This window comes from Actibacterium sp. 188UL27-1, assembly GCF_016901225.1.
Classification (GTDB): domain Bacteria; phylum Pseudomonadota; class Alphaproteobacteria; order Rhodobacterales; family Rhodobacteraceae; genus 188UL27-1.
Window position 1 is genome coordinate 1 of record NZ_JAFEUL010000002.1, and the last position, 24,463, is coordinate 24,463.

Here is a 24,463-nt window from a genome sequence, read left to right on the forward strand (position 1 = left end):
GCCTGATGTTCTTTCAATATCCCGATTATCTGTTCTTCACTGAAACGGCTTCTCTTCATCATCTGTCTCCTTCTTGGAGAACAGGCTAACCAAAAACACCGGACATTTCAGGGGAGCAGGTCACAGGATGGTTTTGCAGGTTCTCTGGCAGGCGAGTGGCCCGGGCCTTCGCATCAGGGCGTCTATGATCCAGCGCGCCTACCATGGGTGTCTGGATGTATTACGCCCTGCAATATGTGGGGATGGAGCGTGCTAGCTGACCCTCGCCTTGCGGCCGCCGCGGCGTTTCTGCAGGCGGGGCGCGCGGCTGGGCAATTCATCCATGATGGCACGGCGCGCTTCTGGCGTCATGCGGGACCAGGCGCCGATCTCGTCCATGGTGCGCAGACATCCTGTACAGATGCGTTCCGCCGGATGGATCACGCAGACCTTGATGCAGGGGCTTTCGATTTCATCGCGGGTCCAGACCGGGACGCCGTCGTTTTTGTCACTCATGGATCTGCTCGTTTTATGTGGCCCAGCCTGTCGAGGGCACCCTGCAGGATATAGCTTGCGGCGACATGATCAATGACCTCGGCGCGACGTTTTCGTGATGTGTCCGCCTCCAGCAGCGCGCGTTCGGCGGCGACGGTGGACAGGCGCTCATCCCAAAAAGTGATCGGCGTTTCCGTCAGCTTTTCAAGGTTGCGGGCGAAGGCGCGGGTGGATTGGCAGCGCGGCCCTTCGGATCCGTCCATATTGCGGGGCAGGCCCAGGATGATGGCGGCAATCCCACGTTTGGTCAGCAGGTCCAGCAGATGAGCGGCATCCAGACCGAACTTCTTGCGCTTGATGGTTTCCACTGGTGTGGCGACGCTGCGCAACCCATCAGAAATGGCCACGCCGATGGTCGCGGTGCCCAGATCGAGACCCATCAAGGGGCCGTGAGGCAGGGCGGGGGCCAGATCATCCAGGCTGTCATAGATCACTGTGCGACACCTGCATCGCGCGCCGCCTGCAGGATGGGCAGGCGAGTTACCGGGTCGGGGAAGACCTTTTGCGCTTCCTGCCAAATGGCGGCGGCGCGGCCCTGTTCGCCCAGAATGCCCAAGGAGCGGATGAGCCGGGCCCAATCCTCCGGCGGGCCGCCATCGGTGGACAGACGGTCGCTGAGCCCGCCGACCATGCCGCGGATCATCTCCATCCGCTGCGCGGGGGACAGATCCTCGGCCGCTGCGATATCGTCATCGGTTGGGCCGCGCAGTGCGGAAAGTGGCGGCAGCGAATATTCGATACCGGCCAGAAACGCGGCTTCCTCGATCTGGGCCCGGATCGGGTTCACCCAAGGATCCGTGGCCTGGCTTTGGCGCAAGAGCGGCTCCCAAAAGCCAAAAGCCAGGTCCGGTCGCCCGGTCTGGCTGTGCATCAGCCCAGTGTAAAAGCGACCAACCGGGTGGGATCTGTCGCGGCCCAGGGCCTGAGCCAGCGCGCCTTCGGCTTCGGGGGAAACATAGCCGCCTGCCGCCTGGATCAGCAATTCCGCCAGACCCACGAAATCTTCAGCCGTGGCATTGTCGCCTTTGATCCCGATCACGCGGTCTTGGGCCTGCCAGGCGGCGGTCAGATTGCCCAGCCCGGCCTCGTTCCGGACAAGCAATTCGTGGCCGCGCAGGTCATTGGGGCGTTCGGCGACCGCGTTGCGCAACTGGGTCATAAGTGCGGAAAATTCTTCCGAAATCTCGGCCGGAGGGCGTTCGGGTTGCTGCGCCTCCGCCGCGGCTTGATCCGGGCGATTTGCGCGGGCGATCTGTGCCAGTTCGATCCGCTTGGCCAGGGGCAGGTCAGGATAGCCCGGTGCGCCCAGGCGTTGATAAAGGCCGTAGCTGCCACCTGCCAGGACCACCACGCTCAAGGCGGCGGCAATGAGGCTTGGAGTTTTTGGGGCAGTGGTTGTCACCTCCTGCGTTCCGGCCCGGTCGGCATCCAGGATGCGGCGCTTGATCTCGGTCCGGAGCCGGTCTGCCTCCTCCTCCGTGACGACATCGCGGGCCAGATCGCGATCCACCGCGGCCAGCTGGTCCTTGTAGACCGCGATATCGCTGACCCGCCCGCTATTGCCGTGTTGGCCGCGCACGAATGCCGCGATCATCGCCAAGGCCACGATGGCCACCATGACCCCTGCGATTGCCCAGAACACCGCGTTCCTCCCTTAATCCCCGCTGTATCTAGGCCAGTGCCGCGCCGGGATGAAGCCCCCCGGTGCAACCTGTCGCAACTGGCGTGAAAGATGCCGCCATGGATCAATCGGTTCTTTGGCAGATGGCGCATTAGGCTTATCCTAAGATCTGTGACTGATCGGGAGCGTCCCATGCGCCGTTATTCTGCCTTTGCCATCGCCCGCGAAGCCCTGCGCCACCATAAAGGGTGGGAGCGGGCCTGGCGGTCGCCCGAACCCCGGCCGCGCTATGATGCGATCATCGTGGGCGCTGGCGGGCATGGATTGGCCACCGCATATTTCCTGGGCAAGAACCACGGGCTAAAGAATGTGGCGATCATCGAAAAAGGCTGGCTGGGCGGCGGCAATACCGGGCGGAACACGACGATCATCCGCTCGAACTACCTGCAGGACCCGTCGGCGGCGATCTATGAGAAAGCGCGCAGCCTGTATGAGACGATCAGCCAGGACCTGAATTACAATGTCATGTTCAGCCCCCGCGGTGTGATCATGCTGGCCCAGACCCACCATGAGGTGCGCGGCTACCAACGGACGGCCCATGCAAATGCGTTGCAGGGGGTGCAGACCGAATGGATCGGGCCGGAACGGGTGAAAGAGCTGTGCCCGATCATCAATCTTGACGGGCCACGCTATCCGGTGTTGGGCGGGCTGTGGCAAGCGCGAGGCGGGACCGCCCGCCATGATGCGGTGGCCTGGGGCTATGCCCGCGCCTGTTCGGCCATGGGAATGGATATTATCCAGCAATGTGAAGTCACTGGCGTGCGTTCTTCAAACGGTCAGGTGATGGGGGTCGAGACCACGAAAGGCCCGATTGATTGCGATAAACTGGGCGTCGTTGTGGCTGGTCATTCCGGGGTGCTGGCCGAGATGGCCGGCTTTCGTCTGCCCATCGAAAGCGTATCGTTGCAGGCGCTGGTGAGTGAGCCGATCAAGCCCTGCATGGATGTGGTCGTGATGGCAAACACGGTCCACGGGTATATGAGCCAATCCGACAAGGGGGAGATGGTCATCGGCGGTGGCACGGATGGCTACAACAACTACACCCAGCGTGGATCATTTCACCATGTCGAGGAAACCGTGCGCGCCCTGATCGAGACCTTCCCGATGATCAGCCGCTTAAAGATGCTGCGCCAATGGGGTGGGATCGTGGATGTGACGGGTGACCGCTCGCCCATCATCTCGAAAACGCCGTTGGGCAATTGTTTCATCAATTGTGGCTGGGGCACGGGCGGGTTCAAGGCGATCCCGGGTTCCGGTTGGGCGATGGCGGAACTGATGGCCAAAGGCGGCTCAACCCTGGCCGATGCATTCTCGCTGGACCGGTTCCGCGAGGGGCGGTTCATCGATGAGAGTGTGGCAGCGGGCGTTGCACACTGACCTGCGACGACCGCGTTGGTTTGTAAACGGATTGTGGTGCCGAGACACAGGGCGACCCCATAATACACCGGTGAAAAACGTTTGTTATCGGATGGTTAGGCCCCGCATGCGTGACCGGCCCTATCCTTCCCGTCCCGGTTCATCAGGATTTTCGGAAAATAATGCGATCTTGTTGCCCTGAGGATCGCGAAGATAGCCGACATAGAACCGAGGGCCGTAGGAGGTGCGAAAACCCGGTTGGCCTTCGTCAGAACCACCTGCGGCAAGGGCTGCCGCGTGAAGGTCACGAACCTGGCTTTGATTACCGGCTTCAAATGCGACCATGGCACCGTTTCCGGCCGTTGCCGGATGCCCGTCAAAGGTGGGCTTGACATAGAATTCAGGTAAAGCGGCAGACTGACCGGGTTGTTCAGGCAGCGCATAACTCAGGCCCTCGGGTCCCTCTTCAAGTCCATAGTTAAGCGCGGGCAGGAATGCGGAATAAAACCGTTTTGCGCGCGTGATGTCGTCTGCTCCAACGGTCACATAGGCAATCATGCGGCGTGCTCCTTTTCGGATATGTGAGGGTTATGCGACAGTAAACGAGGACAAACCTCAGCTCAATAACTGCGCGACGCACTCCCCCATGATCTGGCATATGGGCGTATGACAGCGATGCGCCTGACGTCATTTGAACGCTGAAACAACAACCATCCGGTACCGAATAATGGCGGGTTGGATGATTTGGCAAATTGCCGGTTTTGGGGTGTCTTGGGGATTGGTTGAAGCCGTGATTGTCCCGCCGGACTGCTTCAACTTGATGACGCGCGCTTAAGTCGTCATGGCCGCTTTTCATCGGAAAGTGGGCTGCAGCAACGATTTACCGCGCAAATCGATCTGCGGGCCGTGCCGAATGTTGCTGGTCAAGCGTTATGCCTACGCAATGAGCGGTTCTGTGCGCGGATACCCCAAGGTAACCGGCAACCCCATGCGCAGAAATCGGACAAAGCCTGGTGCGGGTTGGGAAGTGTCATATCTGCCCCAATGTGTATGACACGAAACCACAGGAGCAGATAATGTCTGATCACCACACCACGAATACCTCGAGCGGCAGTGGCGGCGCGCTTTGGTTCACCGCTGGCGCGGTCGTCATCGCCGTTGTTCTGCTGGCCCTTCTTTTCTCGGGCGGCGGCGAAGCCCCGAGCGGCGCTGAGACCGGTGCTGGCGGCGCGGCTGTCGGCGGAGAAACCAGCATTGCCCCGGCTGACCCGGGTGCGACGGCCCCTGCGGCAGATCCCGCAGCTCCGGCCACTGACGGAAACTAAACTTAAATCGGCCGAGGCGGCGGGACCATCCCGCCGCCCTTGCCCCAGGGTACGAACAAATCAACAACCGCCATCGCCGCCCCCGCTGCCATCTCCTCCTCTTCCAAAATCACCGATGTTGCTGCTGTAGCTGCCACTGGTGCCCCCGCCGCGGTGCGATTTTTTCTTGGGGAGAAAGCCGCTCGCCAGAAGCTGAATAAACCCGTTTTTCGAATTGGGGCGGAGGAATGGTCGGATGACCATGATGAGTGTCGCCAACACGACCAAAGCCACCACGATCCAGCTCAGCAAGTCGTTTTCAAAAATTGCCTGAAGCATTTTCACTATCCTTTCTGGAATAAAGACACGGGTCGCAGCGCGCGTTATTCGCCGCCGCCCCCACCATCGCCGCCGAAATCACCATCGGTGAACTTATCCCACCAAGTTTTGTTATCGGGATCGTCCCGGCGTGACCGTTGCGGTGGGCTGTCGGATCCGTAATTCGGTGTGCCTGTGTCGCCGCCACCGCTGTTGCGGCGCTTGCGTTTTTTGTCTGTCGTCTGGCGCCGTTTGGTGAGCCAAAGAAACGTCACAGCCAGCGCGACGATGATCCAGATAAACAAGGCAAATTCGCTCATTTTTGTCCTCTTGTCATTGGGCAAAGGAGAACCGGCCAGCCAAATGGCCGGAGATCGTTTTCATTGAGTTTTGAGAACGTGCTAATCCTCGGCGTTAGATCCGCCGCTCTCCCCGCGTCTGGGCGCGGGTGGGTCGGCATAGTCGCCGCCGCTTTGCACGTTGTGTTTCGGAGCGCCCAATCCGCGGAAAACCACGACGGCTGCGCCGATCATCAAAACAAGTAAAGGAACCAGTCCGATAAAGTTTTTCATGACTTAGATATGGGGATTGATCCTTGCCTGTTCAAGTTTCCGTGACAATTGCCAATCGGCGGCGGCTGTGGGCATGGTTTTGCCAAACGGTTGCCGTCTGGGCGACAGATAGGAGTTTTACGAAAGATATGAGGGTGATGCTTGACGCGCGGGATCTGGGTCATATCTGCCTCATATTACAGGAGAAGAGCATGCCTTTTGACGCGACTGAAGCCCGGACTGACATTATGACCCGCCTTGGACCAAAACTTGCTGGATTTGTTTTTGGTGTCGCCGTTTTGCTGGCTGCGGGGGGCTTTGTTTCTGTCGCATTCACAGGCGTTGGCTTTGGGGAGGGGACACGCACCCCACCGCAGGTTTATACCTCGTTCTGATCGGTCATCGGGGCCGTTTTCTGACATAGAATGCCGTTTGTGGTTTGGATGCTGGTCCAGACCGCCCCTATGCTTGGTTCAACCGGTTGTAGGGTGATACGATGCTGATCTTGGATTGTCCCTGTTGTGGGCGCGCGGCGGATGAAACGGAGCTTGAAGGGGGCGGGGAAGCGCATCTGACCCGGTTTGGTCCCGGCGCCAGCGATGATGATTTTGAGCGGTATTTGTTCCTGCGTGGTAATCCCAAAGGCGTGCATTTTGAGCGCTGGCGTCACGCCTATGGTTGCGGAAAGTGGTTTTTGGCAGCGCGCTGCACCACGACGCTAGAGGTTTTTGGGACCTATGCGGCGCAGACGACGGCGCCACCGCCAGAGATTGTTGCCGCCATCAAAGCGCGCCGCCCCAATTGGGAGGCCCCAGTATGAGCACACGCTTGGACCATGGAGGTCGCCTGATTGACCGCGACCGGCCAGTCACGTTTCGCTTTAACGGAAAGAAGATGCCGGGTTTTGCGGGTGATACCGTCGCCTCGGCGCTACTGGCCAATGACCGTGTAATGGTGGGCCGGTCGTTCAAATATCACCGACCCCGCGGGATTGTCGCCGCGGGCCCAGAAGAGCCCAATGCGCTGTTGAATATGGGCCGTGGTCCGCGGTTTGAGCCGAACCAGCGCGCGACGACGACCGAATTGTTCGACGGGTTGGAGGCGGAAAGCCAGAATCACTGGCCGAGTCTGGAATACGATGTGGGTGCGATCAATCAATTGGCCAGCCGCCTGTTGCCAGCAGGGTTCTACTATAAGACCTTCATTCATCCGCGTCCGGCCTGGAAGCATGTGTTTGAGCCTGTCATTCGCAATTCTGCCGGTCTGGGTAAGGCCCCCAAGGACGGTGATGCGGACCGGTACGAGCATTTCTACTGGTTCACAGATATCTTGATCGTGGGGGGCGGGATTGCTGGCTTGCAGGCCGCGCTGACAGCGGCAACCTCGGGTCTGCGCGTGACCCTGATCGAACAGACCGCACATTGGGGTGGGCGTGCACCGGTAGATGGGGCTGAGATCGACGGCGAATGGGCCGATGAATGGGTGCAAGGTGCTGTTCAAGCCCTTGAAACCATGCCGAATGTTACCCTTCGCACGCGTCTGATGGGGGCGGGGGTCTATGACCATGGTTATGTGCTGGGATATGAGCGTGTCTCGGATCATTCACCTGCCGATGACCAACCGCGCCACCGGCTGTGGAAGATCCGCGCGCGCCAAGTGATTACGGCCACCGGCGCGATTGAACGTCCCCTCAGCTTTCCAGGCAATGACCTGCCGGGGGTCATGCTGGCCTCCGCCGTGCGTGATTATGCGGTGAATTTCGCGGTCAGTCCCGGCCAACGGACGGTCGTGGTGACCAACAACGATGACGCGTATCTGACGGCCCTTGCCCTGGTCGATGTGGGGCAAACGGTGCCCGCGATCGTCGATGCCCGGCCCGCAGGTGGGGGAGAATTGGCGCAGGAGGTGGCCAATCACGGGGTTGAGGTCCATCTGGGCGCGGCCATCGCAGGTGTCACGGGCCGGTCCCGGGTGGAGGGGGTAAAGATCACGGCCCAGACCGGTACGGGGACCGACCCGACCGAGATTGCCTGCGATTGCGTCGCCATGTCAGGGGGCTGGTCGCCGGTGGTGCATCTGTGGAGCCATTGCGGCGGCAAACTTACCTGGAACGCGCCGCTCGCGATGTTCCAGCCCGACCCGGAGCGCCCACCGACCGGTGCGGATGGACAGGGCTTTGTCACTGCTGCCGGGGTCGCTGCCGGCGTGCCGATTGAGCGGGCAGGGGAGGGGCTGTCAAACTTCCAGACACTCCGCAGTGCGACGGAGGCCGCGCAATCGGTCTGCGTGCGGTTGGGTCGCTCTGTTGGCGATGCGGCCATGCCCGCCGTGCGGGAGGTCGAGACGGCCCCCCTGGCGCCGGTCTGGATCATGCCGGACGGCGCTGACATCAGGTTGCGCGAAAAGATGTGGCTGGATTTCCAGAACGACGTGAAGGTTTCGGACGTGCAATTGGCCGCACAGGAGGGGTTTGAAAGCGTCGAACACACCAAGCGCTATACGACACTGGGCATGGCGACGGATCAGGGTAAGTTGAGTAATATCAACGGGCTTGCGGTCCTTTCTAAGGCATTGGATGCAGAGATCCCGCAGGTAGGCACTACCACATTCCGCCCGCCCTACACGCCTATCTCGATGGCTGCCATTGCGGGCGAGGCGCGGGGTAAAACGTTCCAGCCCCTGCGCCGGACGCCCATGCATGACTGGCACGCCGCAAACGGCGCCCATTGGGAGCCCGTGGGCCATTGGCGGCGGCCATACTGCTATTTGCACGGGTCCGAGACGCCCGAGCAGGCCGTTGCACGGGAGGTGCGCAACACGCGGGCCAATCTGGGGCTGCTGGATGCCTCCACCCTTGGCAAGATCGTGGTCAAGGGCCCGGATGCTTGTCGATTTGTCGACATGCTTTACACCAACAAAATGTCGACCCTGAAGCCGGGGCGCTGCCGCTATGGCCTGATGTGCAGCGAAAACGGATTTCTGAGCGACGATGGGGTGGTGGCGCGCATCGATGCGCAGACCTTCCTGTGTCACACGACCAGCGGCGGGGCCGACCGGATCCATGCCTGGATGGAGGATTGGCTGCAATGCGAATGGTGGGATTGGCAGGTCTATACCGCCAACCTGACAGAGCAATATGCGCAGATTGCAGTTGTTGGCCCCAACGCCCGCAAGGTCCTGGAAAAGCTGGGCGGTTCCCTGGATGTCAGCCGGGAGGCGCTGCCGTTCATGGGTTGGGCCGCCGGGCGACTGGCAGGTTTTGATGCGCGAGCGTACCGGATCAGTTTTTCGGGTGAGTTGAGCTATGAGATTTCGGTACCCGCAGCCACAGGTGCGGAGTTTTGGGACCTGCTGATCGAGGCGGGCGAAGAGTTCGGCGCCATGCCCTACGGCACCGAGGCGCTGCATGTGATGCGGGCCGAAAAGGGATTCATCATGATCGGGGATGAAACCGACGGCACGGTCATTCCCCAGGACCTTGGCCTCGACTGGGCGATCTCAAAGAAAAAGGATGACTATCTGGGCAAGCGTGCGCAGGAGCGTAGCCACATGACCGACCCCGAGCGGTGGAAGCTGGTCGGGTTAGAGACGATGGATGGCAGCGTTCTGCCCGATGGTGCCTATGCAGTTGGAGCCGGCACCAATGCCAACGGCCAGCGCAACATGGTGGGGCGCGTGACCTCGACCTACCATTCGCCGACATTGGACAAAGGGATCGCCATGGGGCTGGTTCTGCACGGATCGGACCGGATGGGGGAGGTGCTGGAGTTTCCCGGCACCGATGGCAAAACCACCCGGGCGCGCATCGTCGATCCGGTCTTTTACGATCCCGCGGGGGAGAAGCAGAATGCCTGAGGCGCGTATGGCGTGGAACGGCGCCGCCTTTGATGGGCTGGCGCAGGTGCGTGAATTGCCGGTCCAGGGTATGATCTCCCTGCGCGGTGACCTTGCCTCTGCCCCGGTGCAAAATGCGGCGACTGAGGTGACCGGCGCCGCCATGCCAGGCCCACGCGGGGTCGAGGGTGCGGGTGACAGTGCGATTGCGTGGATGTCGCCCGATGAGCTTTTGATCCTGCTGCCCCATGGCACGGTGCAGGATGCCTTGGCGCGGATGGACGCAGTACTGGCGGGTGAGCATGCCCTTGCCTTGGACATGTCCGACGCCCGCGCGGTGTTCGAGGTCGAAGGCCCCGCGGCACGGGAGGTGTTGGCCAAGCTTTGTCCCGTTGACCTGGACCCGGCCGTGTTCGGCCCCGGAGAGATGCGCCGGACGCGTGCGGCCCAGATCGCCGTGGCCTTCTGGCAATCCGGGCCGCACGCGTTTCGGCTGATCTGTTTCCGCTCTGTCGCCGGTTATCTGTTTGATCTGCTCAAGGGGGCAGCCCATCCCGCGGCCCGGGTCGGTGTCTTTGATCCGTCAGCCTAGCCCTTGAGCGCCGATCCAACGGGCTTGTGCCAGCCGCATGAGGCGGGCGTAACATTCATCCCCCCAGGCGCTGCCATGGGTCAGGATTTCGGTAAAGATGACCGATGCTTCTGGCGGAAGTTCCATGATCAGGTCATCGGCCAGGGCCTCCACCGCGCGGATCGCGTCGTAGAACCGATCTGATTTGAACGTGGTCAGCGCGAATGCCAGATTATAGACCGCACGAATGTCCACCAACCGTCCGCCAGGATGCGCCCGATCGTCAACTTGCCGGTGCCGGGGTGGCCGTTGAGGACAAGGACCATAGCGGACCTCGTATCCTGGTTGAGCTGCATCGTCTGGCAATGGCCTGGGGCAGCGCAACACTTTAGCCGGGGCCTGACAAGATCATACCCCCTAACCCTGGGATTGAAAAAATGCGAAAACTGGGGTAATATTAAAATATTGAAGTAGAATTTTTGATTTAGGAGATTGACCATGCGTGCGTTCGCACTTTGCCTGCTGTGCTGTCTTGGACCCAATGGCGCAGATGCACAGACCGAATCCTAGACCCCTGCTGAGCAGACCCGCGACCAATATGAGGCCGGAGTTGTGCCAAGCCTGCAATCCGCGGTCTTCTCTCTCGACAGGATGGCGCAATCCGTCTTGGATGAAGGCATGATGTTTGATGTCGTACTGCAAGTTCGCGGTCGAGGCGACCGCGCTGTCGGGTTGATCCTGACCTGTGCTTTCGGCGATGCCTGCGAGTCGTTTCAGACCTTCTTTGAGGCGATTGGCGGAAACTGCGTGGTTGTCGGGCGCGATACGACCTGCATACCGCCCGAGACAGAGCCGCGCCCCCTGCCGACGACACCCTAAAACGCTATGACGCTGCCTTGGCTTGGGTTGCGCTGTGGCTGCCTGTGGTCTTGAAGAAGCCCACCATGCGGTCGATGACCGTATGGCGGGTCTGGCGCGCCTCCATCAGGATCTCGTGCTCACCGCCGGGCAGCACCACGATTTCACCACCGGGCCAGCTTTGCATCCGGTCGCGGACCGCCTGCATATCAACGATGCGCTCGTTATCGCCGATGAAGGTGATAGCGGGCACATCCGGGGCCGGGCGGCGGCGCAGATCGCGGATTTCCCACAATGCCTCGTTCAGCCAGGCCAGACTGGGGCCGCCGATGGCAAGCTCGGGGTGGGTCTGCAACTGATGACGCAGCAATTCATAGGATTCTGCATCCGTCGTCAGCAGATTGTCTTGAAAGGCGGCGCTGATCACGTAATTGGTGGGCTTTGTTCCCGGTGCGTAAACCGCACCCAGACCCAGATGACGGCTAACTCCGCTGACGGCCCAGGCGACCGGGCGCAGAATAGGGTTCAGCGAAATCCCCCACATCGGACCGGTACAGGCCGCCGCTTCAACGGGCAGGCCATTATGCAAGGCGCGCAAGCCAATCGCACCGCCCATGGAATGTCCCAGCAGATACCACGGCTTTGGCAGCTCCAACTCTGCCGCCGCCGTGGTCACCGCCCCAACATCTAACTGGTAATCCGAAAAGTGCGCGACATGGCCCAAGGAAGCGTCGCCTGTCAGCCGGTCTGACAGGCCCTGACCACGCCAGTCCACAACCAGCGTCGTCAACCCGCGATCCAGAAAATCCTGGGCGACGCGGGCATATTTCTCGATGTATTCCGTTCGCCCTGTAAAAAGCAGCACCGTCCCTTCGGTGCCGCCCGCAAAGGCCGCGACGCGGATCCGCGCGCCATCGTCCGCGGTCAGCCAATGGGCCGTGGCGGCCGGGCCGCTGGCGATATCGTCATAATAGGGCGCGCGTTCCAATGGTTTGCCTCAGCTCAGGATCGGGGCCAATTGCATGGCCATGGCAACGTTATCGACACTCAATTTACCGGTCATGAAGGCTGTCGTCGGATCCAGGCTGCCATCCAGGATTGACTTGAACGTCTCGGTATCGGCCTCGAGCGTCAGATCCGCCGGTTCATCACCGATCGCAACAGTATCACCTTTGATCATGATCGACCCTTCACCTTCGATCACAAATTTGGCGGTGCCATCGAACGATCCGTCCATCTTTGCGCTCAGGGCGGCCACGGCCTCGTTCAGTACATCACTCATGCGTAAATCCTTTTGATTCCGTGGCAGGAAGTTCTTTCACCCGACACGATTTGCACTACTGTTACGGTATGAAGCGCAAACGCATATCCCTCAACAGTATCGTGACGGCACAAATTGCGGCAGTCATGATTTCCATGCTTGGTGCGACCTTTGCTACGGCGCAGGGGCTGGAGGAAACGCCCGAACCGATCCAGCCCGATCCGCAACTTGAAGTGGAATCGACAGCACCGGCGGAGCCGTCCGAACTTGACCGCCTGTTTGCAGAACTGGCCAAACCCGAACAGGCAGGTTGGAAACAGATCGAGGAGACGATCTGGATCGAATGGTCGAAATCCGGCTCACCTTCCATGGACCTGCTGCTGCGACGGGGCCGCAAAGCGTTGGAAGGCGACGATCTGGCGGGCGCCATTGAACATTTCACGGCCCTGACCGACCATGCCCCCGGCTTTGCCGAGGGCTGGAATGCACGCGCTACGGCCTATTTTCATGCTGGTCTCTATGGACCATCGATTGAGGATATTCGGCGGGCCCTCGCCCTCAACCCTCGCCATTTCGGCGCGTTGTCGGGCCTCGCCATCATGATGGAAGAACTGCAGCTGGAGCAAAAGGCGCTTGAGGCCTACCGCGCGGTGGAGGCTATACATCCCCACCGTCCAAACGTAAAAGATGCCATAGAACGTTTGGAAAAAAAGTTGGAAGGGCAGAGGATCTAGGCCAAGCCTGATCTGCCCAACCTGATCTACAAGGACGCGGCCATGCGCCAGAATGCGACTGTGACGGCCGTCCTTGGGCCCACCAATACCGGCAAAACCCACTATGCGATCGAACGGATGCTGGCACACCGGACCGGCGTCATCGGCTTGCCGCTGCGTTTGTTGGCGCGTGAGGTTTATGACCGCGTTGTGGCCAAGCGCGGACCCAATGTGGTGGGTCTGGTCACCGGGGAAGAGCGGATCGTGCCCGAACGCACGCAATACTGGGTCTGCACGGTCGAGGCGATGCCGCTGGAAATTGGTGCCGATTTCGTTGCAGTGGACGAAATCCAGCTCTGCGCCGATCCGGAGCGGGGGCACGTGTTTACCGAGCGGCTGCTCCATGCGCGCGGCCTGCACGAAACGCTGTTTCTGGGCGCCGACACGATGCGCAGCGCCATCGCGGCCATTGAACCCAAGGCGCAATTTCTGCGGCGTGAGCGATTCTCGACTCTCACCTATACCGGCTCCAAAAAGCTCAGCCGGATGCCCGCACGGTCGGCTATCGTCGGGTTCTCGGTCGAAAACGTCTATGCGATTGCCGAGGTTTTACGGCGGTTGCGCGGGGGCTGTGCCGTTGTCATGGGGGCGCTCAGCCCGCGGACGCGCAATGCCCAGGTCGATCTTTATCAGAACGGCGATGTGGATTTCCTGGTGGCGACGGATGCCATCGGGATGGGATTGAACCTGGACGTGAACCATGTCGCCTTTTCCGGCTTGCGTAAATTCGACGGGCGGCGGATGCGCGATCTGGCTCCGAACGAGCTGGCCCAGATTGCGGGCCGGGCCGGGCGCTACAAGACCAACGGCACATTTGGCGTCACCGGAGAGGCGCGCCCCCTTGACGATCAGGTGGTCGAGGCGATCACGAACCACCGCTTCACACCGATCAAGCGGCTTCAATGGCGCAATTCCGATCTTGAATTTGGCACCGTCGACCGCCTCATTGCGGCACTTGAACAGCCCACGGATGACGAATGGCTGGCCCGCGCCCGCGAATCCGATGATCTGGCCGCCTTGCGGACCCTGTCTGCCATGCCCGAAATCTCGGGCCGCCTGCGCAACCACCGCGATGTGCGGCTGTTATGGGATGTCTGCCGGATCCCGGATTTCCGCGGCATTTCGGCGGCCGAACATGCCAGCATGCTGGAGCGGATTTTCGGCTTTCTCAGCGATGTGGGCCGGGTGCCCGACGATTGGATCGCCCGGCAGATCAAGTTCATTGATCGCACCGATGGTGAGATTGACACATTATCGAAGCGTCTGGCGTATATCCGCACATGGACCTACGTCGCACAACGCAGCGGCTGGTTGGATGACGAAAGCCATTGGCGCGGCGCGACCCGCGCTGTAGAAGACCGCCTGTCGGATGCGCTGCACGGTGCGTTGACACGCGCATTTGTGGATCGCCGCACCTCGGTATTGTTGCGGCGGCTCAAGCAGAAGGAGAGCCTGGTGGCCGAGGTGAACGACAAGGGTGAGGTGACGGTCGAGGGCGAATTTATCGGCCGGTTGCAGGGATTCCGGTTTTCCCAGGACAAAAGCGCCTCTGCGGATGAGGCCAAGACGCTGCGCCAGACTGCGCTTCAGGCGTTGGCGCCCGAATTCCATCTGCGTGCGGATCGGTTTTACAACGCGCCCGATACCGAGCTGGATTTCACCGAACAAGGCGGCCTGATGTGGGGCGAGCATGCGGTGGGCAAGCTGGTCAAAGGGCCTGAGGCGCTCAAACCCAGGGTCGAAGCCTTTGTCGATGAGGAGGCGGGAAGCGATGTGACCGAAAAGGTCACCCGCCGGATGCAGCATTTCATCGACCGCCGCATCGCGACCCTGTTCGAACCGTTGCTGGCCCTGGGCCGGGATGAGGCGTTGACCGGTCTGGCCCGTGGCTTTGCCTTCCAGATGGTCGAGGCTTTGGGCGTCATCCGTCGCGATAAGGTTGCCGATGACGTCAAGGCACTGGACCAGGACGCGCGCGGGTTGTTGCGTAAGCATGGCATCCGGTTTGGTCAGTTCACGATCTTCATGCCGCTGCTGCTGAAGCCTGCGCCGACCCGGTTGCGGCTTGTCCTTTGGTCGCTGAACCAGGATCTGAGCGAGTTTCCCGAAAGCCCGCCGCCCGGGCTGGTCACGATCCCGACGCCTGTCGAGGCGCCCGAAGGTTATGACACGATGGCGGGCTACCGTGTGGCGGGCAGCCGTGCGATCCGCATCGATATGCTGGAGCGCTTGGCCGATCAGTTGCGCAGTGAAAACAGCCGTGCGGGGTTTGAGGCTAAGCCCGACATGCTGTCGATCACCGGTATGACGCTGGAGCAATTTTCCGATCTCATGGGCGGTCTGGGCTACAAGGCGGAGCGGGGAGAGCGGCCCAAGATCCGCGTTACGCCGCCTGCCAAGAAGGCTGAGGAGGCCAAGGCCGAAGCAACCGCCCCTTCGGATGATGTGGCAACCGATGTGCCTGCGGCACCCACACCAGACAGACCCATCGCCGAAGCAGACATGCCCGCGCCCGATACGGCTGTCGAAGAGACGGTGGCAGATATGGCCGCCAAACCGGTTTTGCCCGAGGCGGAACAGCCTGCACCATCCGCCCCCGACGCTCCAGCGGCGAAGGTGCAGGACACAGCACCCGACGCGGCGCCATTGAGTGAGACCTTAGCTACAAGTGATCCGGTGGCCGAGGATGCGGCCCCGGCAACCACGCCCGCAGAGGAAGCTCCGGCGGATATGGAGGTTTTCTACACCTTCACCTGGGCGCCACGCCGCACACCAAACCCGCGCAATCGAGGCCGTTCGGACGAGCAAAGCGAGGGCCGTCCAGCCAAAGGGCGCGGCAAGCCCAAGGGTAAGCGCCCGCCCCAGGGTGGTAAAGGGGGTGGGGGTGGTCCGAAAAAAACCGAAGCGCGCCCGCCCAAGAAGGACAAGCCCATTGATCCCGATAACCCGTTTGCCGCCGCGCTGATGGGGTTGAAAGACAAGATTTGACGGACAGCCCTGCCGACGCCGCCATCCGAATCGATAAGTGGCTGTGGCATGCGCGGTTCTTTAAAACACGCAGCCTGGCCACCAAACTGGTGACTGAGGGCAAGGTACGGGTCAACGGCACCAAGATCTCGAAACCGGCGCGTAACGTCAGCCCCGGTGACACCCTGACCTTTGCCCAGGGCAAGGTCATTCGCCTGATCCGGATCACCGCCATCGGCGCCCGCCGCGGCCCTGCGCCGGAGGCCCAGGGCCTTTATGAGGACCTGGATCCTCCGACCCCTGGGGATACCAAGGACGCGGCCCCTTCATCCCCGCAATTTGAGGGAAAAGGACGCCCGACAAAGCGCGATCGCCGCACCCTTGACCTTAATCGCCGCACCCATCTTGAATGACGCCATCGGCGGGGGTAGCTACGCTGGGTGAAGCTGAAAGAGGCCGCCCATGACCTACATCGTCAACGACAGTTGCATCGCTTGCAAATACACCGACTGTGTCGAGGTATGCCCGGTAGATTGCTTCTATGAAGGCGAGAATATGTTGGTCATCCATCCCGATGAATGCATTGATTGCGGTGTGTGTGAGCCCGAATGCCCGGCAGACGCGATCAGGCCCGATACCGAGCCCGACATGGAAAAATGGGTCGAGTTCAATCGCAAATATTCGGAAATGTGGCCGGTCATCATCACCAAGAAGGATCCGCTGCCCAATGCAGAAGACCGCGATGGTGAGACCGGGAAGCTCGAAAAGTACTTTTCCGAAGCACCGGGCGAGGGTGGTTGATTCGTCCACCAGCACGGTGAAACTTTTTCATATTTGCGATTATTGAGCCGGTTTACCTGCGTTTTTATGCTTATTCGACCGTGCCGGGGTGTCGCGGAGCGCCGTTCTTTCTTTTGAGCCGTTTTTCTGGTATGGTATCCCAGATATGGAAATCTTGACCTAGCATTCACCTCGGCGCACTCGCCCTTAAAGGTGATATATCAGCGCAAAACGGCTCCGATATCGAAAAGGAAACTTTTCGGCGGTGTCGTTTGCGCTGTCTGGATCGGGATCCGACTGAGGAAGGCTGTATGACCAAAACCAAGAAACTCGACTTTCGCCCGAACGACTTTGTCGTGTACCCCGCCCATGGTGTGGGTAAAATCGTCTCTATCGAAGAGCAAGAGGTTGCTGGCTTCAAGCTGGAACTGTTTGTGATCTCGTTCGATAAGGACAAGATGACCTTGCATGTGCCCACCCACAAGGCCACCGAAGTGGGGATGCGCGCCCTGAGTGCCCCTGATGTCGTGAGCAAGGCCATGAGCACGCTGAAGGGCCGGGCCAAGGTTAAGCGCGCCATGTGGTCCCGTCGTGCGCAGGAATATGAGCAAAAGATCAACTCCGGCGACCTGATCGCCATTGCGGAGGTTGTGCGTGACCTGCACCGTACCGATGATCAGCGCGAGCAGTCCTATTCCGAACGGCAGCTTTACGAGGCCGCATTGGAGCGTCTGACCCGCGAGATCGCCGCCGCATCCGAGATGGATGAAGATGCAGCGCAAAAACAGATTGACGACGTTCTGGTTTCCCGCGCTGCTGCGGCTTGAAACCTACCTACATCCTGCGAAAGGGTCGTGGCTGTCGTCACGGCCTTTTTTCTTGTTTTGGCAGGAGCATACGGCGCGATATTGATCTGGTGTCGCCTGACCAATTCTAAGCCTCAAGCTGCCCGCCAGGTTTGTGCTGCCTGATCGATCTGTCTTTGGGTCTTGCAGCGCCACACCGTTGCATCATCTGCGCCGGCCAATGCGTCATCGATGGTGGCACGGACCCGCGCCCCGCTGCGCAGGCTGCGTTGCGCAAACCGGTATTGCTGCAGGGGCCAATCGGCATTGCCCGGCGGTAGCTCCGGCCGGGTCGTGCCAAAGTTGCGCCAGGGCCTGATCAAAAGCCGCAGGGCACGCAGATAGTCAGGCGGGTCTAGCCAGATCACGCCATCGGCCCGGAGCAGGGCTTGCGGTAGCAGGCTGGGGCCGCCTTCGAGGATCCATTGTTTCTGGGCGATGATTTGCCAAAGCGCGTCATCAATCTCATCCCGTGGTCTTTGTTGCCAGTTCTGCATTAGTTTGACCGCGTCAAAGGATACGATCGGGATGTTGGGGCGCACTGCGCCCAGTTGCTGGGCAAGGTGGCTTTTGCCAGATCCGTTGGCACCTGTGATGATCAGGTGCTGCATCGGCTCAGGCCATCACGGCAAGCATCGTTATAAGGCAGGCAACCTCGGTCAGGATCTGCACCGCGCCCAGGATATCCCCGGTCTGGCCACCGATCCGGGACATGGCCAACCTGGCGACACCAGCCGCGACCAAGATCGCAACCGGGATCATGAAGATCGCGCCCCAACCCGCGCTCGCGGCGGCAATGGCTGCGGCGCCGGTGCAGGCGATCAGAGTCGTTGGCATGCCTGGTCGCCCAACCATGGCCGACAGGCCGCCCCTGCGTGCATGGGGCAGGGTGGCCATGACCGCCACCATGGCGCCGCGGCTCAGGACGGCGCTGGCGATCAACGCGGCGGGCAGGACAGCCCCATCGATCAGGGCGGCGACGACCTGCCAGCGCAGGCCCAACGCGATCATGAGTGCTGCCACGCCATAGGTGCCGATATGGCTGTCCTTCATGATCTCCAACCGCCGCTCCGGCGTCCAGCCGCCCCAAAGACCGTCTGCTGTGTCGGCAAGCCCGTCTTCGTGCAAGGCACCGGTCAGAATGACCGATATCCCAACGACAAGCCCGGCTGTCACCATCGTTGGCAGTCCGATCCAAAGAGCCAGGATAGCCATGATCCAGGCGGATGCGGCGGTGACGAGACCCACCAGCGGATAGGCCCAGGCCGCCGCCGCGCCGCGGGCCTGCGCGAAATCCGGATCAACCGGGATCGGCAGGCGGGTCAGCAGGCCGAGTGCTGCGGGAATATCGCGCAGATCCATCAAGGTGGCGGGTTTGGCCATTGTTTTCAGTCTGTTTTTCCCGTTTGTACGTCGCCATAAAGGCCTGCCGGGCCACAAGCAATGCGAGACAGTGATGATGACAGCGCCCTTTACCACTCTTGCCGATATGCGCCGTATTCTGGCGGATTTGCCTGGCCCCGATGCTGCGGCCCGCCGGGCGGCGACGGCGCGCAATGGCCAGTTGACGAAACCTCCCGGCGCGTTGGGGTGTCTTGAGGATCTGGCGTTTTGGTATGCGGAGTGGCGTGGGGAGGCGCATCCGGTCATGGCGGCCCCGCAGATCATTGTTTTTGCGGGAAATCACGGGGTCACGGCGCAAGGTGTTTCGGCTTTCCCGGCGGAGGTGACAGCGCAGATGGTGGCAAATTTTGCCGCCGGTGGGGCGGCGATCAACCAGGTGGCCAAGCTTTTCGGGGCGACGCTGGATGTGGTGCCTCTGGATCTGACGCGCCCGACGGCAGATTTCACATCCGGTCCGGCCATGACGGAGGATGAGGTGATTGCCGCGCTTAATGCTGGGTGGCAAGCCATTGATTTAAAATCAGATCTATTGGTTGTTGGGGAGATGGGGATTGGCAATACGACGGCGGCCGCTGCCTTGGCCGCGGCTGCTTTTGGTGGCGCCGGAGCCGATTGGGCGGGCCGGGGCACAGGGGTTGATGATGCGGGGCTGGGCCGGAAAGCCGCGGCCATTGATGCGGGTTTGGCGGCCAATCCGGCGGCAAAAAACGATCCGTTACAGGCATTGCGGTGCCTTGGAGGCCGTGAATTGGCGGCAATGGCTGGGGCTGTCCTGGCCGCGCGGCAACATGGAATTCCCGTTATTTTAGATGGGTTTATCTGCACCGCAGCGGTGGCGATGCTGGAGGCTGCGCGACCCGGTGCGCTGGACCATTGCGTTGCCGGGCATTTATCGGCCGAAGGGGCCCATGCGGAATTGCTGGCCCGGATCGGGAAAGAACCGCTTTTGTCGCTGGGGTTGCGGTTGGGCGAAGGGTCGGGCGCTGCGGTGGCGATCGGTATTTTGCAGGCCGCTTTGGCCTGCCATTCGGGGATGGCCACCTTTGCCGAGGCGGGTGTCGCAGACGGGTGAAGCCGGACGCATATCCCACGCATAAAGCATATATATATGTCGTATGTATGGAGTGGGACGGGGACGACGCTTATGCTGCGCATATCGCCCCGCCCGCCGTCCCATGGGCGCGGCGCTTCGGTTCGTTTGGAAATTTCGCCTGTATCTGGGGCAGGCCTTAATTTCGCCGGATTGCGACGGGTATCTGCCGCGGACCACAACAACCCATGGACAACTCAGATGATCCGTTTCTCAATCGCAGTTTGCGCGCTCCTTGGCGTCGCGGCCTGCGCCTCTCCGCAGCAATCGCAGAACTTGCGGGACCAGCGACTGGTCCGCCAATTCCCCAACCCGGCGGACCGGGTGGGCCTGCATGTCGTGTTTGCCTCAGGCCGCGGTTTTATCACGTCATACCAGCCGCAGGTGATCCCCGAACAGGTGGCGCTGGCGCGGACCGGGCAGGTTTGCCGTGCGACCGGGCAAGGCAATCAGGCGGTTTTGGCCAATCGCTTGTCGGGTTCCACCGCAACCCTCGGCAATGGCAGTCAGGTTCCCATTGCGCAGTTCAAGGCCAATTGCGTCTGATATCTTGCCCCGATGGGCCTGGGCCGATCAGGCCTGGGCCTTGGTAGGGACATCCTCGTCCTGGTCACTGAGGCGGGTGACGAGTGCGGTTTCAAACTCGCTGTTCAATTCCTTGGCGCGGGCCACATATCTAGGGTTCTTGGCCACAGGCGTGGCGGGATCCCACAATTCGGCCAGCTCGCGCAAGGCATACCTGTCATGGCGGTAGAAGGCTTTCTCCATCTCCGCTGCTTCAAATTCATTGAAATCCATGTTTTCAAGCACATAACGCCCGGCGCGCAAGCTGGAATCGAACAGCTCCCGCACGATGTCATCGGCCCCGGCCTTGAACAATTCATAGACGTGGACCCGGTCGCGCGCGCGGACGACAATATGCAGATCAGGGCGTTCCGCCCGGGCATACTGGACCAACCGCACCGCGGCATCCTTGTCATCCAGGGCCACGACCAGCACCCGGGCCTCCTCTAACCCGGCGGCGTGGAGCAGTTCGGGGCGCGTCGGATCCCCAAAGAACCCCTTGAAGCCAAAGGTCCGCATCAGCTCAATCGTCGACAGGTTGTGGTCCAGCACAACCGTCTTGATCCCGGCCATCTGGACCATGCGGTTGACCACTTGTCCGAACCGCCCGATGCCTGCAATGATCACCGCGCCGCTTTCGTCAATCTCATCATGTTCGGGTTGGGCCGCGTCGTCGCCCATGCGGTGCGAGAGCTTGTCATAGGCGATGAAGAACAGCGGTGTGAGCAGCATCGACAGCGCAATGACCAGAAGCAGGATCTGCGCCATCGCCGCTGGCAAGACGTTTTGCTGGAGCGAGAACGAGATCAAGACAAATCCAAATTCGCCGGCTTGGGCCAGACCCAGGGTAAAGAGCCATTTGTCCCGCCCCTTGATCTTGAAGACGAGGGCCAGACCATAAAGCACCAGCCCCTTCAACAGCATGATGCCAAGCGTGAGGCCAATGATCGTAAACGGCGCCCCGAAGAGAGTGCCAAAATCGATACCCGCGCCAACAGTGATAAAGAAAAGGCCCAGCAAAAGACCCTTGAACGGCTCGATATCCGCTTCAAGTTCATGACGGAACTCACTATTTGCCAACAGCATTCCAGCTAGGAAGGTGCCAAGGGCGGGGGACAGGCCCACCAGCGTCATCAAGAAGGCGATGGAGATCACGATCAGCAGGGCCGTGGCCGTGTAAAGCTCCCGCAGATGCGCCATGTGGATGAAGCGAAAGAGCGGGCGGGTCAGGTACATGCCCGCCAGGATCACCACGATCACGGCCCCCAGCGTCACAAGGGTGACGCCCCATCCGGGCAGTCCTTCGACCAGGCTCATGGCGGCATGGTGGTCCTCCCCGTGGCCCCCCTCGGGCCGTTCCAGCACACCGCTTTCGTTGATCCGCATGCCAGCGGGTTCCTGTGCCAGCATGGGCAGGGCCAGCAGGGGCAGGATCGCCAGCATGGGAATGACAGCGATATCCTGGGTCAGCAGGACCGAAAAGGTCGATTTGCCACCGCCGGTTTTCATCAACCCCTTTTCCGACAGGGTCTGCAGCACGATCGCGGTGGAGGACAGCGCGAAAACCATGCCAATGGCAATCGACACGGTCCAGGGCTGGCCAAACAGCAGGGCCAAGCCCATCACCGCGCCCATGGTCACCCCGATCTGCAATCCGCCGAGGCCGATGAGTTTGTCGCGCATTTCCCACAGTTGGCGGGGCTCCAACTCCAACCCGATGAGAAACAGCATCAAGACCACGCCAAACTCCGCGAAATGTTGCAGATCCTTGGACTCAGAGCCGACCAGGTGCAGGATCGGGCCGATCACGATCCCCGCGATCAGGTACCCCAGGACCGAGCCCAGGCCCAGCCGCGTCGCAATCGGGACGGCCACGATGGCGGCTGTCAGATAGATGGTCGCCTGGTAAAGAAACGTGTCCATATCAGCCCTCGGTTCAGGTCAGGTTGGCAGCGGTGCGTCAGCCTTGAGTTGATCCATCACGATCTGGCTTTGTACCCGGGCCACGCTGGGATGGGGCAGCAGAACGGTGTGGATCAGGTCGTTCAGGTTGGTCAGATCTTCGCAGAAGATACGCAGAAGGTAGTCGGCCTCGCCGGTCAAAGTCCATGCGCTGATCACCTCGCGCCGGGCGGCGATCATCCGGGCAAAGCTTTTGGCGGCATCGGGGGCGTGGCTGGCCATGTGGACATGGATGAAGGCCTGGACGCTCAGCCCCACGGCGCGGGGGTTCAGCCGGGCCGCGTATCCGTTGATATACCCTTCGGCTTCAAGCCGCTGGCGGCGGCGTCCGGCCTGGCTGGGGGACAGGTTCAAAAGCTGGCCCAGTTTTTCGGCCGTCAGATGCGCGTCGGTTTGCAGGGCGTCCAGAAGGCGGCAGTCGGTCTCATCAAGGCTCATGCGGGGTCCTCGCGTGTTGGGACAGCTTAGCGCCGATTTCCTGCATCGCAATGCGGGATGTTTTCACAAAATGCGCATTTTTTGCGCAAGTCTCGCGTTACGCTTGTGCCGATCACACCAAGGAGGAAAACCATGGGTCCGTTCCCGCATGATGCCCCGAAAGCCACGATTTCCGACGCCAATCCGGCCGGGACCGATGGGTTTGAATTTGTGGAGTTCGCCCATCCGGAGCCTCAGGTCCTGCGCGAGCTATTTACCAAGATGGGCTATATCCACACGGCCACCCACAAGACCAAGGCGGTTGAGCTGTGGCAGCAAGGTGATATCACCTATGTGCTGAATGCCGAGCACGGCAGCCGCGGCAGCACCTTTGTCACGCAACACGGGCCCTGTGCGCCCGCCATGGGCTGGCGGGTCGTGGATGCGCAACACGCCTTCGACCATGCGGTCGCCAAGGGGGCTGAACCATATGAGGGGCCGGGCAAGACCATGGATGTGCCCGCGATCATCGGCATCGGTGGGTCACTCATATACTTCATAGATCAATATTACGAAACAAACCCTTACAATGCAGAGTTCACCTGGATCCATACGGCGCATCCCGCGGGTGTGGGGTTCCATTACCTCGATCACCTGACCCATAATGTCCACAAGGGCAACATGGATGTCTGGTTCAGGTTCTACGGTGATCTGTTCGGTTTCAAGGAGATCCGCTTCTTTGATATCGAGGGTAGGTTCACCGGGCTTCTCAGCCGAGCGCTGACCTCGCCTTGCGGGCGGATCCGCATTCCGATCAACGAGGATCGGGGCGAGACGGGGCAGATTGTCGAATACCTGAAACGCTACAATGGCGAGGGGATCCAGCATATCGCCGTCGGCGCGCGGGACCTTTATGCCGCCACAGATGAAATTGCGGAACGTGGCATACGTTTCATGCCCAAACCGCCCGAGACTTATTATACGCAAAGCCATGCACGCGTCATTGGCCATGACGAACCATTGGACCGGATGGCCAAGCACGGCATTCTGATTGACGGCGAAGGCGTGGTCGATGGCGGAGAGACGCGAATCCTGCTCCAGATCTTTTCGAAAACCGTGATCGGGCCGATCTTTTTTGAATTCATCCAGCGCAAGGGCGATGACGGGTTCGGCGAAGGCAATTTCAAAGCGTTGTTCGAATCCATCGAGGCTGACCAGATTGCCCGCGGGGTCCTGGACGAGCCGGCCGGTACCGGCTGAGGCTCCGCCGCGCGGGACGTCGCCACGATTGCTCCGCGTGGACGTGCTCCATTCGTTGGTTGGAGGATGCCGGTCGCATGCGTAAGGCTTTTTGCCTGCGGACCGATCTGGATGCGCACATCTTTGCCGCCGC

Annotated in this window: 28 protein-coding genes; 15 read left to right on the forward strand and 13 right to left on the reverse strand. The window is 60.8% G+C overall.

What is annotated here, in order from left to right:
* Nucleotides 1-252: 252 nt before the first annotated feature.
* The 3 genes from IU397_RS03110 to ccmI are packed head-to-tail and all read right to left on the reverse strand — an operon-like array spanning nucleotide 253 to nucleotide 2,176.
* Nucleotides 253-495 (reverse strand): DUF1289 domain-containing protein, encoded by a 243-nt coding sequence (locus IU397_RS03110; protein WP_204410617.1) that lies wholly within the window; start codon nucleotides 493-495, stop codon nucleotides 253-255.
* Nucleotides 492-968: a Holliday junction resolvase RuvX gene (gene ruvX / locus IU397_RS03115; protein WP_204410619.1), complete on the reverse strand. Its 477-nt coding sequence runs from the start codon at nucleotides 966-968 to the stop codon at nucleotides 492-494. Before ruvX ends, IU397_RS03110 begins: the two co-directional genes overlap by 4 nt.
* Nucleotides 965-2,176, reverse strand: coding sequence for a c-type cytochrome biogenesis protein CcmI (gene ccmI / locus IU397_RS03120; RefSeq protein ID WP_370541602.1), 1,212 nt, complete (start codon nucleotides 2,174-2,176; stop codon nucleotides 965-967). Before ccmI ends, ruvX begins: the two co-directional genes overlap by 4 nt.
* A gap of 171 nt (nucleotides 2,177-2,347) precedes the next feature.
* Between ccmI and IU397_RS03125 the strand changes: the two genes are divergently transcribed.
* Nucleotides 2,348-3,592: a sarcosine oxidase subunit beta family protein gene (locus IU397_RS03125; RefSeq protein ID WP_204410621.1), complete on the forward strand. Its 1,245-nt coding sequence runs from the start codon at nucleotides 2,348-2,350 to the stop codon at nucleotides 3,590-3,592.
* A gap of 120 nt (nucleotides 3,593-3,712) precedes the next feature.
* On the opposite strand, the gene IU397_RS03130 is transcribed toward IU397_RS03125, so the two are convergent.
* The gene (locus tag IU397_RS03130; protein WP_204410624.1) at nucleotides 3,713-4,129 is read right to left on the reverse strand and encodes a VOC family protein; all 417 of its coding nucleotides are present in this window, start codon (nucleotides 4,127-4,129) and stop codon (nucleotides 3,713-3,715) included.
* Between the two features lie 518 nt (nucleotides 4,130-4,647).
* Here IU397_RS03130 and IU397_RS03135 point away from each other — a divergent pair.
* The gene (locus IU397_RS03135; protein WP_204410626.1) at nucleotides 4,648-4,896 is read left to right on the forward strand and encodes a hypothetical protein; all 249 of its coding nucleotides are present in this window, start codon (nucleotides 4,648-4,650) and stop codon (nucleotides 4,894-4,896) included.
* A gap of 60 nt (nucleotides 4,897-4,956) precedes the next feature.
* Here IU397_RS03135 and IU397_RS03140 read toward each other — a convergent pair whose 3' ends face one another.
* Nucleotides 4,957-5,214: a hypothetical protein gene (locus tag IU397_RS03140; protein WP_204410628.1), complete on the reverse strand. Its 258-nt coding sequence runs from the start codon at nucleotides 5,212-5,214 to the stop codon at nucleotides 4,957-4,959.
* A 44-nt stretch (nucleotides 5,215-5,258) separates the two neighbouring features.
* Nucleotides 5,259-5,513 carry a hypothetical protein gene (locus IU397_RS03145; RefSeq protein WP_204410630.1) on the reverse strand — a complete coding sequence of 85 codons (255 nt, stop codon included), beginning with the start codon at nucleotides 5,511-5,513 and terminating at the stop codon, nucleotides 5,259-5,261.
* 443 nt (nucleotides 5,514-5,956) lie between these two features.
* On the opposite strand from IU397_RS03145, the gene IU397_RS03150 reads away from it, so the two are divergent.
* From IU397_RS03150 to IU397_RS03165, 4 genes are all read left to right on the forward strand, one after another.
* Nucleotides 5,957-6,139 (forward strand): hypothetical protein, encoded by a 183-nt coding sequence (locus IU397_RS03150; protein WP_204410632.1) that lies wholly within the window; start codon nucleotides 5,957-5,959, stop codon nucleotides 6,137-6,139.
* Between the two features lie 101 nt (nucleotides 6,140-6,240).
* A complete protein-coding gene (locus tag IU397_RS03155) occupies nucleotides 6,241-6,564 on the forward strand; it encodes a sarcosine oxidase subunit delta (RefSeq protein WP_204410634.1) in 324 nt (107 codons plus the stop codon).
* Nucleotides 6,561-9,599, forward strand: a complete 3,039-nt coding sequence (locus IU397_RS03160) for a sarcosine oxidase subunit alpha family protein (RefSeq protein ID WP_204410637.1) — start codon at nucleotides 6,561-6,563, stop codon at nucleotides 9,597-9,599. Before IU397_RS03155 ends, IU397_RS03160 begins: the two co-directional genes overlap by 4 nt.
* Nucleotides 9,592-10,170 carry a sarcosine oxidase subunit gamma gene (locus tag IU397_RS03165; protein ID WP_204410639.1) on the forward strand — a complete coding sequence of 193 codons (579 nt, stop codon included), beginning with the start codon at nucleotides 9,592-9,594 and terminating at the stop codon, nucleotides 10,168-10,170. The genes IU397_RS03160 and IU397_RS03165 overlap by 8 nt, the downstream gene beginning before the upstream one ends.
* Here the strand turns inward: IU397_RS03165 and IU397_RS03170 are convergent.
* Complete coding sequence (locus tag IU397_RS03170) at nucleotides 10,162-10,404, reverse strand: hypothetical protein (protein ID WP_204410641.1); 243 nt, start codon at nucleotides 10,402-10,404, stop codon at nucleotides 10,162-10,164. The genes IU397_RS03165 and IU397_RS03170 overlap by 9 nt on opposite strands.
* Before the next feature lie 357 nt (nucleotides 10,405-10,761).
* On the opposite strand from IU397_RS03170, the gene IU397_RS03175 reads away from it, so the two are divergent.
* Complete coding sequence (locus IU397_RS03175) at nucleotides 10,762-11,028, forward strand: hypothetical protein (RefSeq protein WP_204410643.1); 267 nt, start codon at nucleotides 10,762-10,764, stop codon at nucleotides 11,026-11,028.
* Nucleotides 11,029-11,032: 4 nt separating this feature from the next.
* On the opposite strand, the gene IU397_RS03180 is transcribed toward IU397_RS03175, so the two are convergent.
* Nucleotides 11,033-11,995 (reverse strand): alpha/beta fold hydrolase, encoded by a 963-nt coding sequence (locus IU397_RS03180; RefSeq protein ID WP_204410645.1) that lies wholly within the window; start codon nucleotides 11,993-11,995, stop codon nucleotides 11,033-11,035.
* 9 nt (nucleotides 11,996-12,004) lie between these two features.
* Entirely contained in the window at nucleotides 12,005-12,289 is a 285-nt protein-coding gene (locus IU397_RS03185) for an SCP2 sterol-binding domain-containing protein (protein ID WP_204410647.1), read from the reverse strand.
* Between the two features lie 68 nt (nucleotides 12,290-12,357).
* Here IU397_RS03185 and IU397_RS03190 point away from each other — a divergent pair, with 68 nt between their 5' ends.
* The 5 genes from IU397_RS03190 to IU397_RS03210 all read left to right on the forward strand — a co-directional run bounded on the left by IU397_RS03190 (nucleotide 12,358) and on the right by IU397_RS03210 (nucleotide 17,615).
* Nucleotides 12,358-13,002 (forward strand): hypothetical protein, encoded by a 645-nt coding sequence (locus IU397_RS03190; RefSeq protein WP_239479573.1) that lies wholly within the window; start codon nucleotides 12,358-12,360, stop codon nucleotides 13,000-13,002.
* Between the two features lie 42 nt (nucleotides 13,003-13,044).
* Nucleotides 13,045-16,029 (forward strand): DEAD/DEAH box helicase, encoded by a 2,985-nt coding sequence (locus IU397_RS03195; RefSeq protein ID WP_204410649.1) that lies wholly within the window; start codon nucleotides 13,045-13,047, stop codon nucleotides 16,027-16,029.
* Nucleotides 16,026-16,421 carry an RNA-binding S4 domain-containing protein gene (locus tag IU397_RS03200; RefSeq protein ID WP_204410651.1) on the forward strand — a complete coding sequence of 132 codons (396 nt, stop codon included), beginning with the start codon at nucleotides 16,026-16,028 and terminating at the stop codon, nucleotides 16,419-16,421. Before IU397_RS03195 ends, IU397_RS03200 begins: the two co-directional genes overlap by 4 nt.
* 49 nt (nucleotides 16,422-16,470) lie before the next feature.
* The gene (gene fdxA / locus IU397_RS03205; RefSeq protein WP_204410654.1) at nucleotides 16,471-16,809 is read left to right on the forward strand and encodes a ferredoxin FdxA; all 339 of its coding nucleotides are present in this window, start codon (nucleotides 16,471-16,473) and stop codon (nucleotides 16,807-16,809) included.
* 290 nt (nucleotides 16,810-17,099) lie between these two features.
* The gene (locus tag IU397_RS03210) at nucleotides 17,100-17,615 is read left to right on the forward strand and encodes a CarD family transcriptional regulator (RefSeq protein WP_204410657.1); all 516 of its coding nucleotides are present in this window, start codon (nucleotides 17,100-17,102) and stop codon (nucleotides 17,613-17,615) included.
* A gap of 113 nt (nucleotides 17,616-17,728) precedes the next feature.
* On the opposite strand, the gene IU397_RS03215 is transcribed toward IU397_RS03210, so the two are convergent.
* On the reverse strand, nucleotides 17,729-18,244 hold the full coding sequence (locus tag IU397_RS03215; protein WP_204410659.1) for a DNA topology modulation protein FlaR: 516 nt from the start codon (nucleotides 18,242-18,244) through the stop codon (nucleotides 17,729-17,731).
* Nucleotides 18,245-18,248: 4 nt separating this feature from the next.
* The gene (gene cobS, locus IU397_RS03220) at nucleotides 18,249-19,016 is read right to left on the reverse strand and encodes an adenosylcobinamide-GDP ribazoletransferase (RefSeq protein ID WP_204410661.1); all 768 of its coding nucleotides are present in this window, start codon (nucleotides 19,014-19,016) and stop codon (nucleotides 18,249-18,251) included.
* A gap of 76 nt (nucleotides 19,017-19,092) precedes the next feature.
* Between cobS and cobT the strand changes: the two genes are divergently transcribed.
* Nucleotides 19,093-20,109 carry a nicotinate-nucleotide--dimethylbenzimidazole phosphoribosyltransferase gene (gene cobT / locus IU397_RS03225; protein ID WP_204411438.1) on the forward strand — a complete coding sequence of 339 codons (1,017 nt, stop codon included), beginning with the start codon at nucleotides 19,093-19,095 and terminating at the stop codon, nucleotides 20,107-20,109.
* Nucleotides 20,110-20,328: 219 nt separating this feature from the next.
* Nucleotides 20,329-20,673, forward strand: a complete 345-nt coding sequence (locus IU397_RS03230) for a hypothetical protein (RefSeq protein WP_204410663.1) — start codon at nucleotides 20,329-20,331, stop codon at nucleotides 20,671-20,673.
* A gap of 27 nt (nucleotides 20,674-20,700) precedes the next feature.
* On the opposite strand, the gene IU397_RS03235 is transcribed toward IU397_RS03230, so the two are convergent.
* Both IU397_RS03235 and IU397_RS03240 read right to left on the reverse strand, forming a co-directional pair.
* A complete protein-coding gene (locus IU397_RS03235) occupies nucleotides 20,701-22,614 on the reverse strand; it encodes a cation:proton antiporter (protein WP_204410665.1) in 1,914 nt (637 codons plus the stop codon).
* Nucleotides 22,615-22,632: 18 nt separating this feature from the next.
* Nucleotides 22,633-23,091: an Lrp/AsnC family transcriptional regulator gene (locus tag IU397_RS03240; protein WP_204410668.1), complete on the reverse strand. Its 459-nt coding sequence runs from the start codon at nucleotides 23,089-23,091 to the stop codon at nucleotides 22,633-22,635.
* Nucleotides 23,092-23,223: 132 nt separating this feature from the next.
* Here IU397_RS03240 and hppD point away from each other — a divergent pair, with 132 nt between their 5' ends.
* On the forward strand, nucleotides 23,224-24,330 hold the full coding sequence (gene hppD, locus IU397_RS03245) for a 4-hydroxyphenylpyruvate dioxygenase (RefSeq protein WP_204410670.1): 1,107 nt from the start codon (nucleotides 23,224-23,226) through the stop codon (nucleotides 24,328-24,330).
* Nucleotides 24,331-24,463 lie beyond the last annotated feature (133 nt).

Bases quoted from the DNA above. Each gene is read 5' to 3' on its own strand.
- hppD (WP_204410670.1), top strand. From the start codon at position 23,224: ATGGGTCCGTTCCCGCATGATGCCCCGAAAGCCACGATTTCCGACGCC.
- IU397_RS03145 (WP_204410630.1), bottom strand. From the start codon at position 5,513: ATGAGCGAATTTGCCTTGTTTATCTGGATCATCGTCGCGCTGGCTGTG.
- IU397_RS03215 (WP_204410659.1), bottom strand. From the start codon at position 18,244: ATGCAGCACCTGATCATCACAGGTGCCAACGGATCTGGCAAAAGCCAC.
- cobT (WP_204411438.1), top strand. From the start codon at position 19,093: ATGACAGCGCCCTTTACCACTCTTGCCGATATGCGCCGTATTCTGGCG.
- cobS (WP_204410661.1), bottom strand. From the start codon at position 19,016: ATGGCCAAACCCGCCACCTTGATGGATCTGCGCGATATTCCCGCAGCA.
- fdxA (WP_204410654.1), top strand. From the start codon at position 16,471: ATGACCTACATCGTCAACGACAGTTGCATCGCTTGCAAATACACCGAC.
- IU397_RS03160 (WP_204410637.1), top strand. From the start codon at position 6,561: ATGAGCACACGCTTGGACCATGGAGGTCGCCTGATTGACCGCGACCGG.
- IU397_RS03140 (WP_204410628.1), bottom strand. From the start codon at position 5,214: ATGCTTCAGGCAATTTTTGAAAACGACTTGCTGAGCTGGATCGTGGTG.
- IU397_RS03110 (WP_204410617.1), bottom strand. From the start codon at position 495: ATGAGTGACAAAAACGACGGCGTCCCGGTCTGGACCCGCGATGAAATC.
- IU397_RS03195 (WP_204410649.1), top strand. From the start codon at position 13,045: ATGCGCCAGAATGCGACTGTGACGGCCGTCCTTGGGCCCACCAATACC.
- IU397_RS03130 (WP_204410624.1), bottom strand. From the start codon at position 4,129: ATGATTGCCTATGTGACCGTTGGAGCAGACGACATCACGCGCGCAAAA.
- IU397_RS03210 (WP_204410657.1), top strand. From the start codon at position 17,100: ATGACCAAAACCAAGAAACTCGACTTTCGCCCGAACGACTTTGTCGTG.
- IU397_RS03150 (WP_204410632.1), top strand. From the start codon at position 5,957: ATGCCTTTTGACGCGACTGAAGCCCGGACTGACATTATGACCCGCCTT.
- IU397_RS03235 (WP_204410665.1), bottom strand. From the start codon at position 22,614: ATGGACACGTTTCTTTACCAGGCGACCATCTATCTGACAGCCGCCATC.
- IU397_RS03230 (WP_204410663.1), top strand. From the start codon at position 20,329: ATGATCCGTTTCTCAATCGCAGTTTGCGCGCTCCTTGGCGTCGCGGCC.
- IU397_RS03190 (WP_239479573.1), top strand. From the start codon at position 12,358: ATGAAGCGCAAACGCATATCCCTCAACAGTATCGTGACGGCACAAATT.
- IU397_RS03165 (WP_204410639.1), top strand. From the start codon at position 9,592: ATGCCTGAGGCGCGTATGGCGTGGAACGGCGCCGCCTTTGATGGGCTG.
- IU397_RS03155 (WP_204410634.1), top strand. From the start codon at position 6,241: ATGCTGATCTTGGATTGTCCCTGTTGTGGGCGCGCGGCGGATGAAACG.
- IU397_RS03240 (WP_204410668.1), bottom strand. From the start codon at position 23,091: ATGAGCCTTGATGAGACCGACTGCCGCCTTCTGGACGCCCTGCAAACC.
- IU397_RS03125 (WP_204410621.1), top strand. From the start codon at position 2,348: ATGCGCCGTTATTCTGCCTTTGCCATCGCCCGCGAAGCCCTGCGCCAC.
- IU397_RS03135 (WP_204410626.1), top strand. From the start codon at position 4,648: ATGTCTGATCACCACACCACGAATACCTCGAGCGGCAGTGGCGGCGCG.
- IU397_RS03185 (WP_204410647.1), bottom strand. From the start codon at position 12,289: ATGAGTGATGTACTGAACGAGGCCGTGGCCGCCCTGAGCGCAAAGATG.